Source organism: Rhodococcus sp. AH-ZY2 (assembly GCF_030916465.1).
GTDB lineage: Bacteria > Actinomycetota > Actinomycetes > Mycobacteriales > Mycobacteriaceae > Rhodococcus > Rhodococcus ruber.
In genome coordinates this window covers 1,002,356-1,021,502 of record NZ_CP126458.1, presented here as the reverse complement: position 1 = coordinate 1,021,502, position 19,147 = coordinate 1,002,356, and the positions used below count along the sequence as shown (strand labels likewise).

Genomic DNA, 19,147 nt, shown 5'->3' with positions numbered 1-19,147 from the left:
GGGACGAACCCGAACACCCGGCCGCAGAACCGGTCACGTCGGCGACAGCACCGGCGGCGCGGCGCCGACGGTGAACTCCTCCTTGAATATCGACCGGGGCGCCATGCGACGCCGTTTGAGCGCCTTGACCGCCGCGGCGACCATGGCGGGTGGTCCGCACAGGTACGCGCTGCGCCCCCGGCAACTGGCGAAGTCGTCGAGCACGACGTCGGTGACCATGCCGGTCGCGCCGTCCCACTGCTCCTCGCTGAGCACGGGGTGGTAGCGGAATCGGGAATCGGCAGCCTCGAGTGCCCGGAAGAAGTCCACGTCGTACAGATCCGCCTGCCCGCGCCCTCCGTGGTACAGGTCGATGCTCGGGACGAGATCGCTGGAGAGAGCATGGCGCACAATCGACTTCAAGGGGGCTAGTCCCGTCCCGCCGCCGATCAGGATGGCCGGTTCCTCCTGGGGGTGAACCAGGGCGAACTGCCCCAGCGGCCCGCGCAACTCGATCCGGTCTCCCGGGCGTAGCGAGCCGAAGATCCACCCCTCCGTCGCGAGCCCACCGTCGACCTTCTTGATGTGGAACTCGAGCCGGCGCGACTCGGACGGCGGATTGGCCATCGAATATTGGCGTGCCACCACGGAACCCGGCACAACCAGCTCGGCGTACTGGCCGGCGGAGAATTCCATCGGCTCGTCCAGCTCCACGACGAGCCGGCGGGTGCACCGGGCGATGTCGGTCAGCTCGAGCACGGTGCCGGCGTGATCGCGCAACGGATGCCTCGGGCCGACCGGCGCAGTCTCGCTCAACGGCGCGACGGTCAGATCGGTGCGCGGGCTCGCCTGGCAGGCCAGCGCGAGCCCGCTCGCACGCTCCGTCTCGGAAAGGACCGTATCGTCCACCCGCCCGTGGTCCACCTCCCCGCACAGCACGCGGATCTTGCAGGTGCCACACGTGCCCTGCGAGCAGGCATGCGGGAGCCACCGGTTCTCCCGTAGCGCGGATTCGAGGATGGAGCGGTCCGCTGCGGCACGAAAGGGCTGCTCGCCGTCCGAGACGGTCACCGAATGTTCCACTGTCACACCTCCCACCGCACACGCAATCCCTGCGGGCCGCGGAAGGTCCAGCCCCAGAAGTCCGGCGTGTGGTCGAGATCGGGCTCGATGTTCGGGATCGTCTCGAACAGCTCCTCGAGCGCGATGCGGACGATCGCGGTGCCGAGGTAGGTTCCGGCACAGGCATGGTTGCCGGAGCCGAACGCGAGATGCGGCATGACCGGCCGATCCACGTCGTAGGCGTCCGGGTTCTCCCAGGCGGTCTCGTCCCGGTTCGCCGAGCCGTAGGCGAGTATCACGGGTGTACCCGCAGGCAGGTCGACACCGCCGATCGTGACATCGTGGTTCGCGACCTTCACCGCAGCGCTCCAGATCGGCGCCACCCACCGAGCGCCCTCGTTGATCGCGCGCGGCACGAGGGTCGGATCGTCGACGACCCGTTCGAGCTGTTCGGGGTGCTGCAGCAGGCCCGCCAGGGTGGTCGTCATGACGTGGCCCGGCTCCTGCAGAGCACCGAGCAGGAACACGTAGATGTTCGGGTAGATCTCGGCGCGATCGCGCACCTGTCCCTCGGGCATCCCGTCGTGCAGCCAGTGCGAGATGAGGGTGTGGTCGGGGTGGGCGGTCCAGTGGTCGAGCATGGGGTCGACTGTCGCGACGATCTCCTCCTTGACCCTGTCACCGGCCTCGAAGGGTGCCGGATCTGCGAAGTTGCCGTGCTCGTCGACCGCGGCGTTGCCGTAGGACAGGGCGAGCGTCTGGAACCAGCGCACGAGCGTCTCGGACGGGACGTCCGTCAGGCCCATGAGGTCGCCGACGGCGCGGACGCTGACCGGCGCGAAGTATGCCTCCTGGATGTCGGCGGCTCCGAGGTCTTCGATGCGCTCGAGGATCCGCTGCGCCTGCGGCCGGACCAGGGCCTCGACATAGGTGTCGACGGCGGCGGGACGCAGTTGCGGATCGATCCACTCCCGGATCCTGCGGTGCTGCTCGCCGTTGGAGTCGAGAACCGTTCCCTTGCCGAACGTCCGGCCTCCCGAGGGGGCGATCACGGTGGACCACGCCTGCGGGTCCTGCGTGATCTGCAGGCACAACTCGCGGGTCGCCACGACGTGCATCCCCACTGCGGGCACATACGCGACCGGGGCTTCACGGCGGAGGCGCTCATAGATCGGATTCGGGTCGCGATCCAGTTCCTCCATGGTGATCTCGTCGATCCAGGTGTGGGTGGTGGTCATGATGTCGTTCTCCTGTCGTCGGCTCGTCCGGAGGCGACGGTCGAGGGTCGCGCAGACGGTGCGTCTCGCGGTATCGTCCGCCCGCCGAGTTCCTGTGATCTGGAACACTAGGAGGAGGAGGTGAGCAGGAACATGACCGACAGTGCACCGAAGGATGACTCCCCGTGCACCGCGGAGGCCGGTCGACCGGTGGCGCTGAGCGTTCGTGAACTCGAATCCGCCGAAGGCCGTGCGCGGTGGGCGGATACGCTCGACCGGACCTACTGCGAGATGGACGTCGACTGGTCCCGATCGAACGACCGGTTTGCTGCCGATCTGGTCGCTCGCCCGATCGGCGACGTGATCGTGAGCGTGGTGCGCGCCGATCCGCACACGGTGGTGCGGACCCCCGCGATGATCGATTCGGATCCCAACGACGATTTCCTGCTGTGCCTCATCACTCAGGGTTCCGCCACCCTGACGCAGGGGCCGCGGACGGCGATCCTCGAGAACGGCGCCTTCGGCGTCGTGGACTCGTCGACGCCGTTCGTCGTCGACGGCACAACCGAATTCGAGCAGATCGTACTGCGGGCGCCGCGCCGGCAGCTCACGTCCCGACTGCCGCTCAACGCGGTGGAGAGCGTGACGGGCCACGGCATTTCGGGGCAGACCGGCATCGGGCGACTGGTGTCGCGTTTTCTGGTCGACGTGGCCGCCACCGAAACCCCCCTGTCCGGTGGAACCTCGGATTCTGTGGCCGCCGCGGCGCTGGACCTGCTCGTCACCGCGATCAGCGACCGGGTGACTCCGCTGAACGCCACGAAGCGGGCGCACGCGGACGACCTGCGCAAGGTCCAGGCCACCATGGCCCGGTACCTGCACGATCCCGATCACACGCTCGCCGAGATCGGCATGGAACTGGGAATGTCGCTGCGCTACATCCACAAACTGTTCAGCACGGCGGGAACCACTCCCCGCACGTGGCTGTACGAGGTGCGACTCGGCCGCGCCCGAACGATGCTGCTGGAAACCGATCTCACCGTCACTGCGATCAGTGTCCACGTCGGGTTCCGGGACGTATCGCATTTCAGCCGCGCGTTCCGTCGCCGGTTCGGCTCCAGCCCTGCACATTTCCGCCTGAACCCCGCCGTGCGCGGGTAGTCGTCACCGGCGAGGGCCGGCCGTCCACGCTCGCACGAGCGACGACCAGCCCCCACAGAACTGCCGAAACCTATCCGGTGTGGTCCCGTCCGAAAATCTGCCGGGCGAGCACCCATTTCTGAATCTCGTTGGCTCCCTCGTAGATCTCGCCGATCTTGCTGTCCCGGTAGATCGCCTCGACCGGGCCTTCGGTGTCGTCGGCACCGAGGGACTGCACGAATCCGAGTCCGCCGAACGCCTGCACGGCATCCCGGGCGATGCGCGCCGCCAGGTCGGTTCCGCGCAGCTTTGCCATCGCCGCTTCGGGCTCGGGAAAGTGTTCCCCCGCGTCGAGCCGGAGCGCCGCTTTCAGGTACAGGCTACGGGCGGACTCGAGATCTGCCGCGTAGTCGGCCATCACGAACTGCCAATGCTGTTTGGAGGCCAGCGAACCACCGAACGCGTGCCGCGACTTCAGATGCGCGACGGTCCGGTCGAAGGCGGCCTGCGCCATGCCGACGCCGGCGGCGCCGATTCCGATGCGGCCGTAGGTGAGTGTCCGGAGCGCGACGCGCAGGCCACCGCCGACCCGCCCGAGCACCGATTCCGGCCCGAGCGGAACACGGTCGAGGATCACGTCGGCCGTGATCTGCCCGCGGTTGCCGAGTTTGCGGTCGGGTGTGCCGACGGTGACGCCCGGTGCGGTGGTGGGAACGATGAAGGTGGTGAGGCTGTCGCCGGTCCGGGCGAGCACGACGACGACACCGGCGACGACCGAATTGGTGATCCACCGCTTGCGGCCGGTGAGCACCCACCCGTCGCCGTCCGGGCTCGCGACGGTCTGCACCGCCTCGGGAGACAGATCGCTCGAGGCACCGGGCTCGCTCGTCGCGAACGATCCGACGATCTCCCCGTCGACGACGGCACGCAGCCATCGGCGCCGTTGCTCCTCGGTGCCCTGGTCCAGTGCCGTGCCGGCGAGGATGCAATGGACGTCGTAGATCGCGGCGACGCTGTTGGAGTAGTACGCCAGTTCCTCGACGGCCACCGCGGTGGCCGTGGCGCGGTGCGTGAGTCCGTCGCCACCGACGTCCGCGGTGAAGGGAAGGCGGAACAGACCGTTCGAGGCCATGGCCTCGAACGCGTCCCGGGGGAACCCGTCGAGGCGCTCGTCCCCGCCGGCGATCCGGCCGGCGATCGGCGAGACAGCCCGAGCGGCGAAGTCCCGGACGCGGTCGCGCACCTGTTGCACCTCCGGTGGCGAAAGCAGGTCGTGGTACATCCGGTCCGCCACCCGTTCGCAGCCGGGCTCGGGCTCGGCAACCAGGGTGAGGGCGCGCTGTGGGTTCGACGTCATCGGGTTCTCCAGGGGACGCAGGGGATGGTGTCTCCCTTGTGTATCCCGCTTCCCCGCCCCGATGCGGCTCGATCACGATGCTCGACGTCGTCGCCGGCCGGCGCTGTCGCAGTCCGGGATATCCGGACCGTTCAGGCCCGTGTCTCACGCTCGGCGATCGTCACATCGCCTGCGGCGAAGTGTGTCTTCGGCGTCTCCCGCAGCACCACCCGGATGTTGGGCAGCGGCGCGTCCAGGGCCCGGTGCGCCGCCTGGGTCAGTTCGTGGATCAGCCTCCGGAGCTCGTCCGGGCTGCGCCCCTCCGCGATCGTCACGTCGATGAGCGGCATCGTCAGCCTCCCGCCACGGTGACGGTGCCGAGGGTGGTGAAGTGCGCGGCGATGCGCGCCCGCGGCTGCACCGGCACGGCGTCGGTCATGCCGCCGGTGAGCACCACCCACCCTGCCTCGATGGCGAGTCCCCGCTCGGCCAGGGTGTTCACGGCGAAGGCCAGCGCCTCCGCGGGATGTCCGTGTACCGCAGCGCCCGTTGCCGAATCCACCACCTCGCCGTCGATCTCGAGCAGACACGCCTCGAGGGCGAGATCGAGATCCTCCGGCGCGCGGCCGACCGGACCGGTCACGTACCGTCCGGACGAGTTGTTGTCCGCGACGGCGTCCATCATCGAGAACTGGTAGCCGGAGAAGCGGCTGTCGATGATCTCGATCGCGCCGACCACGTGCTCCACCGCGGCCAGCGCGGTCGCGGCCGAGACGCCCGGCCCCTCGAGCCTGCGGCCCATGACGAACGCGATCTCCGGCTCCGCGCGAGCGTGGATCATCTTCTCGCGCGGGACAGGCTCGCCGATCGGCAGGATCATCCTGTCCGTGAGCCACGCGGTGGACGGCGAGTCCACGCCCACCTGCCGTTGCTTTGCCTTAGACGTGACCCCGAGCTTCACGCCGGTGAGCCGCTCGCCGCGGGCGAGCCGCATGCGCAACGCGATGTCCTGCGCGGCGTACGCGGTCCCCAGGTCCAGTCCGTCCCATTCCGCGAGGATCGACGTCTGCGGGGTCGCCGTGTCCTCCGCCCGCAGCAGCACGTCGGCGACGCGGGCCGCGCTCCACGACTGGTCGCTCATTTCTCGTCCTTTCCGCCGAGCACGGCGGTGACGCTGCCGAGCCCGCTGATGTTCGCCACGATGGAATTGCCCGCCGCCACGGGAAACGCCCTGGTCATGGAGCCGGGAAGCACCACATGCCCCGGTTCGAGGGTGACCCCGAGCGGGCCGACCGTGTTGGCCAGCCACACCAGCGCGTTGAGCGGGGACCCGAGGACGGCTCCGCCGGCTCCCGTCGCCATGAGTTCACCGCCTATGTGGAGTGTGCATCCGATCAGCCTCAGGTCGACGTCACCGAGGGAGACCGGCCGGCTCCCCAGGATCACGCCGCCGGACGAGGCGTTGTCCGCGATGGTGTCGAAGATGCCGATCTTCCAGTCCCGGATCCGCGAGTCGACGATCTCGAGTGCGGGCAGCACGAAGTCCACGGCCCGCGCAGCTTCGGCGGCGGTGACGCCCGGACCGGCCAGCGGCCGGCCGAGCACGAACGCCACCTCGGGCTCGATCCGCGGCTGCAGGAAGCGGCCGGCGGGGATCGGCTGATGCTCGAGGTGGAACATGCTCGCGGTCAGATGCCCGAAATCGGGTTGATCGACACCCATCTGCCGCTGGATCGCGCGGGAGGCCAAGCCCACCTTGTGGCCCTTGACGACATCGCCGGCCAGCGTCCACTGCTCGACCTGCAGCTGTTGGATCCGGTAGGCGAGTTCGATCGACGCGTCGGGATGATCGGGGGTGAGCGGATCGATCGGCTCCCCCGTGCGATACACCTCGAGCAGTCGGTCTGCGGCCTTGTGGGCGGCGGTGTCCATGGCTCCTCTTTTTCGCTTGTCGTGTTCGTGCAGTCGGATCGTGATCAGGAGGCGCGCGGACTCGCCTCCACGAGAGCGGCGGCACTCGGGTCGTCCCGCAGCGGTACGGGACTGCAGTCGTGGGCTTCGGCGATCGCCCGGGTGATCTCGTGCGCGGCGCCGACCACGGCCCGCTCGAGCTGCGGTCGCCGCTGGGCGAAGCGCGTCGCGGGCACGCTCACGCTCACGGCCGCCACGACGGAGCCCAGGTCGTCGCGCACCGGGGCGGCGACGCAGTGCACCTCGGAGACGGTCTCCCCGAGGTCCGCAGCGAAGCCGGCCGAGCGCACACCGGCCAGGGCGTCCAGAAGTGCCTGGGGGTTCGTGGTGGTCGACGGTGTCAGCCGCCGCAACGGACGCATGGCCAGGTACCGGCGCACCTCGATCTCCTCGAGTTGCGCAAGCAGCACCTTGCCCACCGCCGTGGAATGCGCGTCCAGGCGCGTCCCGACCCGGGCGCCCTGCACGGTGATGTTGTGATTGCCGAGGATCTTGTCCACGTAGAGGACGTTCCATCGATCCATGACCGCGAGATGAGTTGTCTCGCCGTACTTCTCCACCAGACGCTCGAGGACGGGGGCGGCACAGGACCGGACGTCGACGGTGCCGCGCAGCGTCTCCCCCAGCTCCACGACGCGCCACCCGAGCCGGTAGCGTCCGCGTGCGCGGCACTGGAGCAGCCCCGTGTCGACCAGGCTCGACAGCAGAGCGTGCGCGCTCGATCGGGGAACGTCGATCGCCGCCGCGACCTCGGAGACCCCCCACTCGGGTTGCTGCACCGTGAACAGGTCCAGCACCGGTCCGATCCTCTGCACCGTCTGCAGTGACGCCACGTCCAGGTCCGTCCTTTCGGTCGCGGCGGAGGCCTCGGATGCGCACGGCCCGCCGCCGGATGCTTGTGATCTGGAACACTAGGTCCCCGGAGTGCGGGCGAACATGGCTGGGAATGCACAGAAGGATGACTCCACGCGCACCGAGGGCGCACATCCCGTGGCACTGCCTTCGGAATCGGTGCGAGACGTGCGCACGCGCGGGGGCCGGCGGGCTACGCGCCCGACGACATCCGCAGGTGCGACACGACGTCCGCGAGGGTCGAGTCGTCGAGCTGACCGGCGCGCCGCATGGCGACGCCCCCGCGGGCCGTGCGGACCCAGCGCCTCGTCACGGGCACGGCCCTCGGGACCTTCGCGGTGGCGGCGGCCTGCGGCCCGGCGCCGGCCGCCCGGGCGTAGGGCTCAGGCCTCGAGCACGTGCCCCTTGCGCTCCGGCAGCGTGAAGGCGGCGACGGCGGCGAGCACGAACGCCGCCGCGAACACCCCGAACACGAGGGCGTTGCCGCCGCCGGTGAGCAGCCAGGGCACGAGCAGCGGCGCCACGATCGACGCAATGCGCCCGAACGCGGCCGCCGCGCCGGTCCCGGCGGCGCGCACCGACGTCGGATACAGCTCCGGTCCGATCGCGTAGAGCGCCCCCCAGGCGCCGAGGTTGAAGAACGACAATGCCATTCCGGCGGCGACGATCTCGGTGGGCGTGTCGGCCAGCCCGAACAGGCCCGCGGCCGCGGCCGAGCCGACGAGGAAGCTCGCCAGGGTTGCGCGGCGCCCCCACACCTCGATCAGCCACGCCGCGACGGCGTATCCCGGCAGCTGCGCGAGCGTGATGATCAGCGTGTACTGGAAGGACTTCACCAGGTCGAAGCCCTGGTTCACCAGCAGGCTCGGCAGCCAGATGAAGGCCCCGTAGTACGAGAGGTTGATGCAGAACCACACCGTCCACAGGGCGGCGGTGCGCCGCCGCAACCGCGGCGACCAGATCGACTCGGCGGTCGTCTCCGTGAGCACCGGACGCGACGTCTCCTCCGCGTCCGTCGGCGCCGCGACGCCGGCGGACATCTCGAAGGACCGCACGGCCTTCTCCGCCTCGGCGTAGCGGCCCCGGCGCTCGAGGTATCGCACGGATTCGGGTAGTCCGAACCGCACGACCACCGCGTACAGGGTGGGGACGATTCCCACGGCCAGCGCCCAGCGCCAGCCGTCGTCGCCGAGGGGGATCACGAAGTAGCCGATGAGGGCCGCGAGGATCCATCCGGCCGCCCAGAACGCCTCGAGCGCGACGACCATGCGACCCCGCTGCCGGCGCGGCGCGTACTCACTGACGAGGGTCGACGCGACGGGAAGCTCGGCGCCGAGACCCAGGCCGACGACGAACCGCAACACGATCAGCACCGCGACGGAGCCGGCGAGCGCCGCCGCGCCGGTGGCCAGGCCGTACACCAGCAGTGTCACCGCGAACACCTGGCGCCGGCCGATCCGGTCGGCGAGCAGCCCACCGACCGCGGCTCCGACTGCCATTCCGACGAAGCCGATCGACCCGATCCACGACAGCTGGGTCGCGCTCAGATTCCACTGCACGGCCAGGGCGGCCATCACGAAGGAGATGAGCCCGACATCCATGGCGTCGAGTGCCCAGCCCACACCGGAGCCGAGCAGCAGCCTGCCGTGTCTGCGGGTCAGCGGCAGCTCGTCGAGCCGCTCGGTGCGCGTGGTCATCGACCGAAAGCTATCACCGCCGCCGCGGTGCCCGCTGGGCTCGCCGGTTCAGCCGCGGGCGGCCTCCTCGAGCGGTGCGATCTCGATCCTGCGCATCTGCAGCATCGCCTCGGTGACCCGCCGCCCCACCTCGGGGCCGGTGTCGGAGAGCAGCTCGAAGAGCCGTCGCGGCACCACCTGCCAGGACAGCCCGAACCGATCCTTCAGCCAGCCGCACTGGCTCTCTTCCCCGCCCTCGGTGAGAGCGTTCCAGTAGTGGTCGACCTCGTCCTGGTCGGCGCAGTCGATCTGGAACGACACCGCCTCGGTGAACGAGAACTCCGGGCCGCCGTTGAGCGCGACGTAGCGCTGGCCGTCGAGTTCGAAGTCGACGGTCATGACGGTGCCGGCCGGCTTGGGCCCGGTGTCCTGGTAGTACGTGGTGCTCAGGATGCGCGAGCGGGGAAACACGCTGGTGTAGAACTTGGCGGCCTCCTCGGCCTCGGTGTCGAACCACAGGAACGGGGTGATCTTCGGCATCGCCTTCTCCTTGCTCGGTGGATGACGGCGCCCTGTCGGCGTCACAGATATCGACCCGGGCCGACGCCGGAACTCATCGCGGCCACGGTCCGGAGCGTGCATCCGTTTCGGGATGCCGACAGCCTTTCCGGCCGGCCGGAACCGGTGTCAGGTTCCGGAAAGAGATGTCAGGTCGCTGCCGTCCGTGAGGTCACGGACCTCCGCGTACCGGGCGCGCACGGCCGGGACCGGGTCCGCCTCGTAGCGCCGCACGCCGCCACCCTCCCACCGGGGTGGTTCGGTGCCGCCGGCCAGCACCCAGGCGGCCTGCCGGGCCGCGCCGGCTGCGACGTACTCGCCCGGCTCCGGCACCTCCACCGAGACCCCGAGGATGCCCGGCGCGAGTTCGCGCAGCGCCCGGGAACGGGCGCCGCCGCCGACGAGCAGCACCCGCCGCACCGGCACGCCCTGCGCGGTGATGTGGTCGAGACCGTCCGCGAGCGAGCACAGCAGTCCCTCCACGGCCGCGCGCGCCAGGTGTTCCCGTGTCGAATTCGTCAGGCGCAGGCCGTGGATCGCGCCCGTGGCGCCGGGCCGGTTGGGGGTGCGCTCGCCCTCGAGGTACGGCACCAGCACGAGACCGCCGGCGCCGCGCGGGGCCGACAGCGCGAGCCGCGACAGTTCGTCGTGGTCGACCCCGAGCAGCGCGGCCGTGGCGTCGAGGACCCGCGCCGCGTTGAGGGTGCACACGAGCGGCAGGTGCCGGCCGGTGGCGTCGGCGAAGCCGGCGACGAGCCCGGACGGATCGCGGCTCGGGGTGGCCGAGACGGCCGAGACCACGCCCGAGGTGCCGACGGAGACGATCACGTCGCCCTCGTGCGCGCCGAGGGCGAGGGCCGCGGCGGCGTTGTCCCCGGCACCGGGTCCGAGTGCGGCGCCCGCGACCGTCTCCCCGACCCGTTCGGCCGGTCCGGCCACCCGGGGCAGCACGGGCCGGCGGCCACGCAGCGCGAGGTCGAGCAGGTCGGTGCGGTAGGAGCCGTCGGCGGCACTGTAGTAGCCGGTGCCGCTGGCGTCGCTGCGGTCGGTGACGAGCGCGCCGACGCCGGAGGCTCCCGCGAGCTGCCACGTGAGCCAGTCGTGCGGCAGGCACAGTGCCGCAGCGCGGTCGGCGTGGCCCGGTTCGTGGTCGGCGAGCCAGCGCGCCTTGGCGACGGTGATCGCGGCGAGCGGCACCACCCCCACGGCGTCGGCCCACGCCTGCCCGCCGCCGAGGTCGGCGACGAGGTCGGCGGCGGCCGCGGCCGAGCGGGTGTCGTTCCACAGCAGCGCCTGGCGCACCACCGTCCCGGTCTCGTCGAGGGTCACCAGCCCGTGCTGCTGGCCGCCGACCGACACCGCGGCGACGTCGTCGAGCCCGCCCGCGGCGGCGACGGCGCGGTCGAGGGCGTCCGCCCAGGCGCGCGGGTCGACCTCGGTGCCGTCGGGATGCGGGGCACGGCCCTCCCGCACGACGTGACCGGTGCGCGCGTCGCAGACGAGCACCTTGCAGGACTGGGTGGACGAGTCGATCCCGGCGACGAGCGTCACCTCTGCTCCTTCGGGTCGGCGTCCCGCTCCCCGCGGGTCGGCAGGTCCGCACCCGGGCGCGCGACGGTGAGCGCCGCGGTGCGCGCGGCGACGTCGAGGGCCGCGCGCAGCGCGTCCGGTTCGATTCCGTGCAGGCCCTCGCGGTCGCCGAGCAGTTCCTGCGTCCACAGGGCGTCGAGCAGACCGGCCATGAATGCGTCGCCGGCGCCGACGGTGTCGACGACCTCGACGGGGTGCGCGGCGACGTCGACGGCGCCGGACCGCGCGACGGCGACGGCACCGCCCGCGCCGAGGGTCACCGCGACGAGCGCCGGGCCGAGGGCGAGCCACTCCTGCGCGACGTCGCGGGGGTCGCGGTCGGGGGCGAACCAGCGCAGGTCCTCGTCGCTGGCCTTGACGACGTCGGCGCCCGCGACGAAGCGGGTGATGCGGTCGCGGGTGCGCGGGTCGTCGCCGACGAGGGCGGGCCGGACATTGGGGTCGTAGCTGATGGTCGCGGTGGGCACGTACCGGTCGAGCAGCGCGGCGACGGCCTCGCAGCCGGGTTCGAGCAGGGCCGCGATCGACCCGGTGTGCACGTGCCCCGCGCCGGGCTCCGGGCGTGGATCGGGCAGTTGCCACTCGAGGTCGAACTCGTAGGTGGCGGCGCCGTTCTCGTCCAGGGTGGCGGTCGCCGTGGGGGTGCGCGGCGCGGTACTGCTGCCGGCGGCGAGCCGCACCGAGGAGTCGGCGAGGTGGCGAACGATGCGGCGGCCCCGGTCGTCGTCGCCGATGTGGGTGACGAATTCGACGTCGCGGCCCAGGCGGCCGAGGCCGACGGCGACGTTGAGCGGGCTGCCGCCGACGTGTTCGACGAGCCGGGCCGGGCCGCGCCGGACGATGTCGACGAGGGCCTCGCCGAGGACGAGGACGTGCCCGTTCACGATCCGACCCTGCTGCGGAGGGCCTCGAGCGTGGCGCGGGCGCCGTTGCGGTGCAGGGAGTCGAGCGCCCACCGGTAGGCGTCCACGAACCGCGGCTCGTCGGCGAGATCACCGAAGACGGAGCGGTTCTCGAGGAAGGCGGTCGGATTCCCGCGCTGGCTGCGGGCGAGGGGTCCGAGGGTGCCGGCGAGCCGGTCGACGACCTCGATGCGTTCGCCGGCCTCGTCGGTGCCCTCGGCGTAGCGGGCCCAGCTGGCCACGACGGCGGCGGCCAGGCGCACCGACCCGCCCGTCGCGAGGTTCTCCCGCACGACGGGCAGCAGCCATTTCGGGATGCGGTCGGAGGATTCGGCGCACAGCCGGGCGACGGTGTCGCGGATCTCGGGGTTGGCGAAGCGCTCGATCAAGGTGCGCTTGTACTGCGCGAGATCGATGCCGGGCACCGGACGCAAGGTGGGGGTGGCCTCGGCGTCCATGTACTCGAGCAGGAACTCCGCGAACAACGGGTCCTGCGCGGCCTCGTGCACGTAGCGGTAGCCGCACAGGTGCGCGAAGTAGGCCAGTGCCTGGTGACTCGCGTTGAGCAGGCGCAGTTTCATCAGTTCGTACGGGGCGACGTCGTCGACGAGTTGCACCCCCGCCTCGTCGAATGCCGGCCGGCCGCAGGAGAAGTCGTCCTCGAGCACCCAGGAGGTGAACGGCTCGGCGACGACGGGCCAGCGATCGCGGACGCCGAAGCGGGCGTCGAGTTCGGGGGCGATGTCGTCGGTCGTGACCGGGGTGATGCGGTCGACCATCGAGTTGGGGAACCGGGTGTGCTCGCGCATCCAGTCGGCGAGACCGGGGTCGACGAGCGCGGCGAAGGACGTGAAGGCCCGCCGCGCGACGGTGCCGTTGCCCTCGATGTTGTCGCAGGACATGATCGTCGGCGACGGCAGCCCGCGTTCGCGCCGGCGCCCGAGGGCGGCGGTGACGAGCCCGAAGACGGTGGCGGGCGCGTCGGGGTGCTCGACGTCGCGGCGGACGGCGGGGTCGTCGACGTCGAACTCGCCGGTGTCGTGGCGGATGTTGTAGCCGCCCTCGGTGACGGTGAGCGAGACGATGCGGGTGGTGGGCGCTGCGATCAGCTCGATCACCGCCTCGGGATCCTCGGGTGCGTAACGGTAGTCGACGATCGAGCCGATCACCCGCGGTTCCCACTTGCCGTCGGCGTGGCGCAGGATCAGGGTGTAGAGGCCGTCCTGGGCCGCGAGGGCGTGGCGCATGCGGCGGTCGCCGGGCATGACGCCGACACCGCAGATGCCCCAGTTGCGGGCGCCGCGTTCGAGCAGCCGGTCGACGTACATCGCCTGATGGGCACGATGGAAGCCACCGACCCCGAAATGCACGATGCCGACGCCGATGTCGCGTCGCGAGTACGTCGGGCCGGGGACGGGCAGGGCGGTCAGGGCGTTCTCCCCCAGGTCCATGTCGGGGCTCCTTACGTGTCGTCGCCGGGGTGGACCCGCACGACGGTCTTGATGTTGCCGGGTGTCCGGTCGGATTCGAGTGCTTCGGCCGCCCGCTCGAGCGGGAACCGGGCGGTGACCATCGCGTCGAGGTCGACGCGGCCGGTGGCGGCGAGGGCGACGGCCGTCGGCCAGGTGTGGGCGTACCGGAAGACGCCGGTGAGGACCAGCTCGCGGTTCTGGATCAGCTGGACCGGCAGGTTCATCGTCTCGGCGCCGGAGCCGACGAGGACGACGGCGCCGGCGGGCCGCACGGCCCGCATCGCGGTGGCGACCGCGGCGGGGGCGCCGGAGGCGTCGATGTAGGCGTCGACGTGCAGGTCGGTGACGTCGTCGGTGCGCGGGTCGAGGGCGGTGGTCGCCCCGAACTTCCGGGCCAGCGCGCGACGGTCCGCGTCGAGGTCGGTGACGACGATGTCGGTGGCGCCGAAGGCGCGGGCGACCTGCGCGGTGACGATGCCGATGGGGCCGGCGCCGGTGACGAGCACCCGGGATCCGGCGGTGACGCCCGCCTTGCGGACGGCGGCGATGCCCACGGACAGCGGTTCGCAGAGGGCGGCCGCGTCGTCGGAGACGGCGTCGGGGACGGGATGGGCGAATTCCGCCCCGATGGTGACGTAGTCGCAGAAGGCGCCGTCGACGGGTGGGGTGGCGTAGAACCGCATGTGCGGGCAGAGGTTGTAGCGACCGCGCCGGGTTTCCTCGGTGGTCGGGTCGGGTCGCTGCGGCTCGATCGACACGCGCTGCCCGATCCGTTCGGCGGGGACGCCGGCACCGACCGCGGCGATCGTGCCGGAGGCCTCGTGGCCGAGGACGAGCGGGGCCTCGACGACGAATTCACCGATGCGGCCCTCGCGGTAGTAGTGCGTGTCCGATCCGCACACGCCGACCGTGGTGACCCGGACGAGCACGTCGCCGGGTGCGGGTTCGGGGACCGGGCGCTCGCGCATCTCGATCCGTCCGGGTTCGACCAGGACGGCGGCGCGCATGCGCTCCGGGATCGACGGGGGTGTTGTGTGGGTCACAGTGCCGATGCTAGCGTACTGAGCAGATGAACGCACCCATGAGCATTTGCTCACGCTCCACCGACTTCGCCGGTTCCCCGGCCCGAGTCCCTCCGACCCAGGAGATGACGTGACCGTCCCCCACGCGACGAACCCGCCCGCGGCCACCGCGGCACCGGAGGATCTGCGCCTGGCGTTGCGCGCCGCGACGCTGTACTACCTCGACGGCCTCACCCAGGCCGAGGTCGCGACGCGCCTGGGCGTCTCCCGCCCGACGGCGGGACGGCTCGTCGCCCGGGCCCGGGCCCAGGGCCTGGTGCGCATCGAGGTGAATGTGCCGGCCAACCTGCGCGACGACCTGCACGCCGACGAGGAACGCGCGCTCGAGGAGCGTTTCGGCCTGCTCGAGGCCGTCGTCGTCGGCGACGGGGTGGACGCAGCCGGACCGCTCGACGAGGCCGCCAGCTTCGCGGGCGTCGGACGGGCCGCCGCCGCCCTGATCAGCCGGCGGATCCGCGCGACCGACACCCTCGGGTTCACGTGGGGGCCGGAGACCGTGGCCGTCGCGCAGGCCCTCCCGCCGGGCGGGGCCGCATGCGCGACGATCGTCCAGCTCGACGGCGCCGTCACCACCTCCGACTACCAGACCGGCGCCGAGTACGTGCTCGGGCGCTGCGCGGAACAGTTGCAGGCCAAGATGGTCCGGCTCCCGGTCCCCCTGTACGCCGACCCCGCGACGGTCGCGTCCCTGCGGGCCGACTCCATGATCTCCCGCGCCCTGGACGTCGGCCGCCGCGCCGACATGATGATGTTCGGTGTGGGGGCGGTGTCCACGTCGACCACCTTGTTCGAGGGCAGCTATCTCGACACCGCCATGCTCGACACCCTCACCGACCTCGGCGCGGTCGGGGAGATCGCGGGACGGTTCTTCCACGCCGACGGCACGGCCGTGGGCGGGGATCTCGACCGTCGCGCCGTGTCGGTCTCGCTCGACGACATCCGCGCCTGCCCGGCCGCGGTCCTCGTCACCGGCGGGGCCGCCAAACACCAGGCCGCGCTGGGAGCGCTGCGCGGCGGCCTGGTCACCATGCTCGTATGCGACATCGAGTGCGCACGTTGGCTACTCGACCGATGACACCACCGGAGAGACCGGAGAAGAGGCGACGATCGGTGAACAGATCCAGAAGAACCACCCGCATGCTGGCGGCCGGGGCCGGGGCGCTCAGCCTCACGCTCAGCGGCTGCGCCGGCGCCGGCTCGCTCGGCGCCTCCGACCAGACCGTCACCATCGCGATGGTGTCGAACTCCCAGATGCAGGACGCCCAGCAACTCGCCGCCCAGTTCGAGGCCGAGAACCCGGACATCGACCTGCGGTTCGTCACCCTCTCGGAGAACCAGGCCCGCGCGAAGATCACGGCCTCCACCGCGATGGGCGGCGGCGAGTTCGACGTGGTGATGATCAGCAACTACGAGACACCGCAGTGGGCGGCGAACGGGTGGCTGACCAACCTCTCCGAGTACGCCCGGCAGACGGAGGGCTACGACGAGGACGACTTCATTCCCACCCTGCGCGACTCGCTGTCCTACGAGGGCGACATGTACTCGGTGCCGTTCTACGGCGAGTCGTCGTTCCTGATGTACCGCAAGGACCTGTTCGAGCAGGCCGGGATCGTCCTGTCCCCCACCCCCACCTGGGACGAGGTTGCCGCCGCCGCCGCCCGGCTCGACACCCCCGACACCGCCGGAATCTGCCTGCGCGGCAAGCCCGGCTGGGGTGAGGTGCTCGCCCCGCTGAACACCGTGATCAACACCTTCGGCGGCCGCTGGTACGACGAGGACTGGAACGCGCAGCTCACCAGCCCCGAGGTCGTCGAGGCGGTGCAGTTCTACGTCGACCTGGTCCGCGAGCACGGCCAGCCCGGCGCCGCCACGAGCGGTTTCAGCGAATGCGCCACGCAGCTTGCGCAGGGCCGGGTCGCGATGTGGTACGACTCCACCTCGGCGGTCTCCACCCTCGAGGACCCGGCGTCGAGCAACGTCGTCGGAAAGATCGGGTACGCCCCGGCACCGATCCGGGTCAAGGACGACGCGGGCTGGCTCTACAGCTGGTCGCTCGGCATCCCCGTCGACAGCGACAACGCGGACTCCGCGTGGCGGTTCGTCTCGTGGATGACGAGCAAGGAGTACCTGCGCACCGTCGGGGAGACCCTCGGCTGGGAGCGGGTGCCCCCCGGCAGCCGGCTGTCGACCTACGAGATCCCCGAATACCGCGAGGCCGCAGCAGCATACGGGCCGCTCACCCTCGAGTCCATCGAGAGCGCGACGCCGGAGGCCCCGACGGTCGAGCCGGTGCCCTACACCGGTGTCCAGTTCCTGGCCATCCCCGAGTTCCAGGACCTCGGAACCCGGGTGAGCCAGCAGATCAGCGCCGCGATCGCGGGCCAGAAGACCGTCACCGAGGCACTGGAACAGGCGCAGGAGTACGCCGACGTGGTCGGCGCCACCTACCGAGAGGATCAGCGATGACAACCCTGGCGGTCGGCGCCTCCACCGCCGACGACTCGGAGCGCATCCGCCGGGTGCGCGACGCCAAGAGCGACGCGGTCTCCCGCGCGGAGGGCTGGCGCCGACGCGGGCCCCTGCTGCCTGCCCTGATCTTCATGATCGTGGTGACCCAGATCCCGTTCGCGTTCACCCTCTACTACTCGACGCAGTCGTGGAACCTGGTGCGCCCGGGCTCACGCAGCTTCGTCGGCCTGCAGAACTACGCGGACGTCTTCCGCGACAGTCAGTTCCGCGAGGTGGCGGTCAACACCGTGATCCTCATCGTCGGCACGGTGCTGATCTCCGTCGTGCTGGGCCTGCTGCTCGCGCTGCTGCTCGACCGGGTCTTCCTCGGCCGCGGCATCGTTCGCACCCTGCTCATCACCCCGTTTCTCGTCACCCCCGTCGCCGGCGCACTGATCTGGAAGACCGCGATGTTCGACCCGGTGTTCGGCATCGTCAACTTCGTGCTCTCCCCGTTCGGCGTGGGGCAGATCGACTGGGTCAGCCGCTACCCGCTCGCCGCGGTGATGGCGAACCTGGTGTGGCAGTGGACCCCGTTCATGATGCTGCTCATCCTGGCCGGTCTGCAGTCGATGCCGCGGGACATCCTCGAGGCCGGGCGGGTCGACGGGGCGGGCGCCTTCGCCCTGTTCCGCGAGCTGACGCTGCCGCACCTGCGGCGGTTCATCGAACTCGGCGCCGTGCTCGGCGCGATCCACCTGGTCAACACGTTCGACGCCATCTACATGATGACCCAGGGCGGACCGGGCACCGCGAGTTCCAACCTGCCCTTCTACATCTATCAGCGCGCGTTCCTCGGCTTCGACATCGGCCAGGCCGCCGCCATGGGCGTGGTGGTCGTCGTCGCCACCATCGTCGTGGCCACCGTCGCGCTGCGGCTGATCTTCACATCGTTCACCGGCAAGGAGGAGGCCGCCTGATGAGCACCACCGCCCCCACCGCACAACAGGTTCCCACACCGGAGACCGTCCCGGTTCGAACCCGGAAACGCAAGCACCGCAGGGCCAATCCGTGGGGCGTCGTCGCCTGGATCGCCGCCCTGGGGTTCTTCTTCCCGGTGTTCTGGATGGTGCTCACCGCCTTCAAGCAGGAGGCCGACGCCTATTCCGATCCGCCGAAGTTCTTCTTCACGCCCACCCTCGACCAGTTCCGCGCCGTGTTCGACACCGGAGTCGGTGTCAGCCTGCTCAACTCGGCGTTCGCCACGGGCGTGTCGACGATCCTCGTCCTGCTGCTCGGCGTGCCCGCCGCGTTCGCCCTGTCGCTGCGGCCGGTGCGCAAGACCAAGGACGCCCTGTTCTTCTTCATCAGCACGAAGATGCTGCCGATCGTCGCCGCGATCATCCCGCTGTACGTGATCGTCGCGAACATCGGTCTGCTCGACAACATCTGGGCACTGATCATCCTCTACACCGCGATGAATCTGCCGATCGCGGTGTGGATGATGCGCTCGTTCTTCCTCGAGGTGCCGGGCGAGCTGCTCGAGGCCGCGAGCATGGACGGCGCGAACCTGTGGACGTCGGTGCGGGAGGTGATCCTGCCGCTCGTCTCGCCCGGCATCGCCGCCACCGCCCTGATCTGCGTCATCTTCTCCTGGAACGAGTTCTTCTTCGCCGTCAACCTCACGGCGGTGCAGGCGCAGACCATTCCCGTGTTCCTCGTCGGCTTCATCACCGGCGAGGGCCTGTACTGGGCCCGCCTGTCCGCGGCCGCCACGATGGCGGCGCTGCCCGTCGTCCTGGCCGGCTGGCTCGCCCAGAACAAGCTCGTGCGCGGCCTGTCGTTCGGCGCGATCAAGTAAC

General features: G+C 70.8%; 19 protein-coding genes. 5 read left to right on the top strand and 14 right to left on the bottom strand.

All coding sequences use genetic code 11. The features are described 5' to 3' along the window. Window positions 1–33: 33 nt before the first annotated feature. Together QNA09_RS05785 and QNA09_RS05780 are read right to left on the bottom strand one after the other, a co-directional pair. Window positions 34–1,062 carry an NADH:ubiquinone reductase (Na(+)-transporting) subunit F gene (locus QNA09_RS05785; RefSeq protein ID WP_010592513.1) on the bottom strand — a complete coding sequence of 343 codons (1,029 nt, stop codon included), beginning with the start codon at window positions 1,060–1,062 and terminating at the stop codon, window positions 34–36. Window positions 1,063–1,064: 2 nt separating this feature from the next. Continuing rightward, window positions 1,065–2,279 carry a cytochrome P450 gene (locus tag QNA09_RS05780; RefSeq protein WP_308072321.1) on the bottom strand — a complete coding sequence of 405 codons (1,215 nt, stop codon included), beginning with the start codon at window positions 2,277–2,279 and terminating at the stop codon, window positions 1,065–1,067. Between the two features lie 132 nt (window positions 2,280–2,411). Between QNA09_RS05780 and QNA09_RS05775 the strand changes: the two genes are divergently transcribed. Beyond that, complete coding sequence (locus QNA09_RS05775; RefSeq protein WP_119699551.1) at window positions 2,412–3,419, top strand: AraC family transcriptional regulator; 1,008 nt, start codon at window positions 2,412–2,414, stop codon at window positions 3,417–3,419. 70 nt (window positions 3,420–3,489) lie between these two features. On the opposite strand, the gene QNA09_RS05770 is transcribed toward QNA09_RS05775, so the two are convergent. The 12 genes from QNA09_RS05770 to QNA09_RS05715 form a co-directional block, all read right to left on the bottom strand. After that, entirely contained in the window at window positions 3,490–4,755 is a 1,266-nt protein-coding gene (locus tag QNA09_RS05770) for an acyl-CoA dehydrogenase family protein (RefSeq protein ID WP_010592516.1), read from the bottom strand. Between the two features lie 131 nt (window positions 4,756–4,886). Further along, on the bottom strand, window positions 4,887–5,084 hold the full coding sequence (locus tag QNA09_RS05765; protein ID WP_010592517.1) for a tautomerase family protein: 198 nt from the start codon (window positions 5,082–5,084) through the stop codon (window positions 4,887–4,889). 2 nt (window positions 5,085–5,086) lie between these two features. Beyond that, entirely contained in the window at window positions 5,087–5,875 is a 789-nt protein-coding gene (locus tag QNA09_RS05760; RefSeq protein ID WP_102030855.1) for a 2-keto-4-pentenoate hydratase, read from the bottom strand. After that, window positions 5,872–6,666, bottom strand: coding sequence for a 2-keto-4-pentenoate hydratase (locus QNA09_RS05755; protein ID WP_010592519.1), 795 nt, complete (start codon window positions 6,664–6,666; stop codon window positions 5,872–5,874). The genes QNA09_RS05760 and QNA09_RS05755 overlap by 4 nt, the downstream gene beginning before the upstream one ends. A gap of 44 nt (window positions 6,667–6,710) precedes the next feature. After that, entirely contained in the window at window positions 6,711–7,538 is an 828-nt protein-coding gene (locus QNA09_RS05750; protein WP_010592520.1) for an IclR family transcriptional regulator, read from the bottom strand. Between the two features lie 212 nt (window positions 7,539–7,750). Further along, window positions 7,751–7,876 carry a hypothetical protein gene (locus QNA09_RS05745; RefSeq protein WP_263622808.1) on the bottom strand — a complete coding sequence of 42 codons (126 nt, stop codon included), beginning with the start codon at window positions 7,874–7,876 and terminating at the stop codon, window positions 7,751–7,753. 64 nt (window positions 7,877–7,940) lie between these two features. Then, window positions 7,941–9,254, bottom strand: coding sequence for an MFS transporter (locus QNA09_RS05740; protein WP_064065823.1), 1,314 nt, complete (start codon window positions 9,252–9,254; stop codon window positions 7,941–7,943). A 48-nt stretch (window positions 9,255–9,302) separates the two neighbouring features. Further along, window positions 9,303–9,773 carry a VOC family protein gene (locus QNA09_RS05735; protein ID WP_010592522.1) on the bottom strand — a complete coding sequence of 157 codons (471 nt, stop codon included), beginning with the start codon at window positions 9,771–9,773 and terminating at the stop codon, window positions 9,303–9,305. 147 nt (window positions 9,774–9,920) lie between these two features. Next, entirely contained in the window at window positions 9,921–11,342 is a 1,422-nt protein-coding gene (gene xylB, locus QNA09_RS05730; RefSeq protein WP_119699550.1) for a xylulokinase, read from the bottom strand. Next, entirely contained in the window at window positions 11,339–12,265 is a 927-nt protein-coding gene (locus QNA09_RS05725) for a carbohydrate kinase (protein WP_119699549.1), read from the bottom strand. Before QNA09_RS05725 ends, xylB begins: the two co-directional genes overlap by 4 nt. After that, window positions 12,262–13,734 carry a mannitol dehydrogenase family protein gene (locus QNA09_RS05720; RefSeq protein WP_119699548.1) on the bottom strand — a complete coding sequence of 491 codons (1,473 nt, stop codon included), beginning with the start codon at window positions 13,732–13,734 and terminating at the stop codon, window positions 12,262–12,264. The genes QNA09_RS05725 and QNA09_RS05720 overlap by 4 nt, the downstream gene beginning before the upstream one ends. 11 nt (window positions 13,735–13,745) lie before the next feature. Further along, window positions 13,746–14,762, bottom strand: coding sequence for an NAD(P)-dependent alcohol dehydrogenase (locus tag QNA09_RS05715; protein WP_040275341.1), 1,017 nt, complete (start codon window positions 14,760–14,762; stop codon window positions 13,746–13,748). A 145-nt stretch (window positions 14,763–14,907) separates the two neighbouring features. On the opposite strand from QNA09_RS05715, the gene QNA09_RS05710 reads away from it, so the two are divergent. The 4 genes from QNA09_RS05710 (at window position 14,908) to QNA09_RS05695 (ending at window position 19,146) form a co-directional block, all read left to right on the top strand. After that, window positions 14,908–15,912 (top strand): sugar-binding transcriptional regulator, encoded by a 1,005-nt coding sequence (locus QNA09_RS05710; protein ID WP_010592527.1) that lies wholly within the window; start codon window positions 14,908–14,910, stop codon window positions 15,910–15,912. 62 nt (window positions 15,913–15,974) lie between these two features. Continuing rightward, complete coding sequence (locus QNA09_RS05705) at window positions 15,975–17,303, top strand: sugar ABC transporter substrate-binding protein (protein ID WP_308072464.1); 1,329 nt, start codon at window positions 15,975–15,977, stop codon at window positions 17,301–17,303. Next, on the top strand, window positions 17,300–18,265 hold the full coding sequence (locus tag QNA09_RS05700; protein ID WP_040275337.1) for a carbohydrate ABC transporter permease: 966 nt from the start codon (window positions 17,300–17,302) through the stop codon (window positions 18,263–18,265). Before QNA09_RS05705 ends, QNA09_RS05700 begins: the two co-directional genes overlap by 4 nt. Further along, a complete protein-coding gene (locus tag QNA09_RS05695) occupies window positions 18,265–19,146 on the top strand; it encodes a carbohydrate ABC transporter permease (RefSeq protein WP_040275335.1) in 882 nt (293 codons plus the stop codon). Before QNA09_RS05700 ends, QNA09_RS05695 begins: the two co-directional genes overlap by 1 nt. Window position 19,147 lies beyond the last annotated feature (1 nt).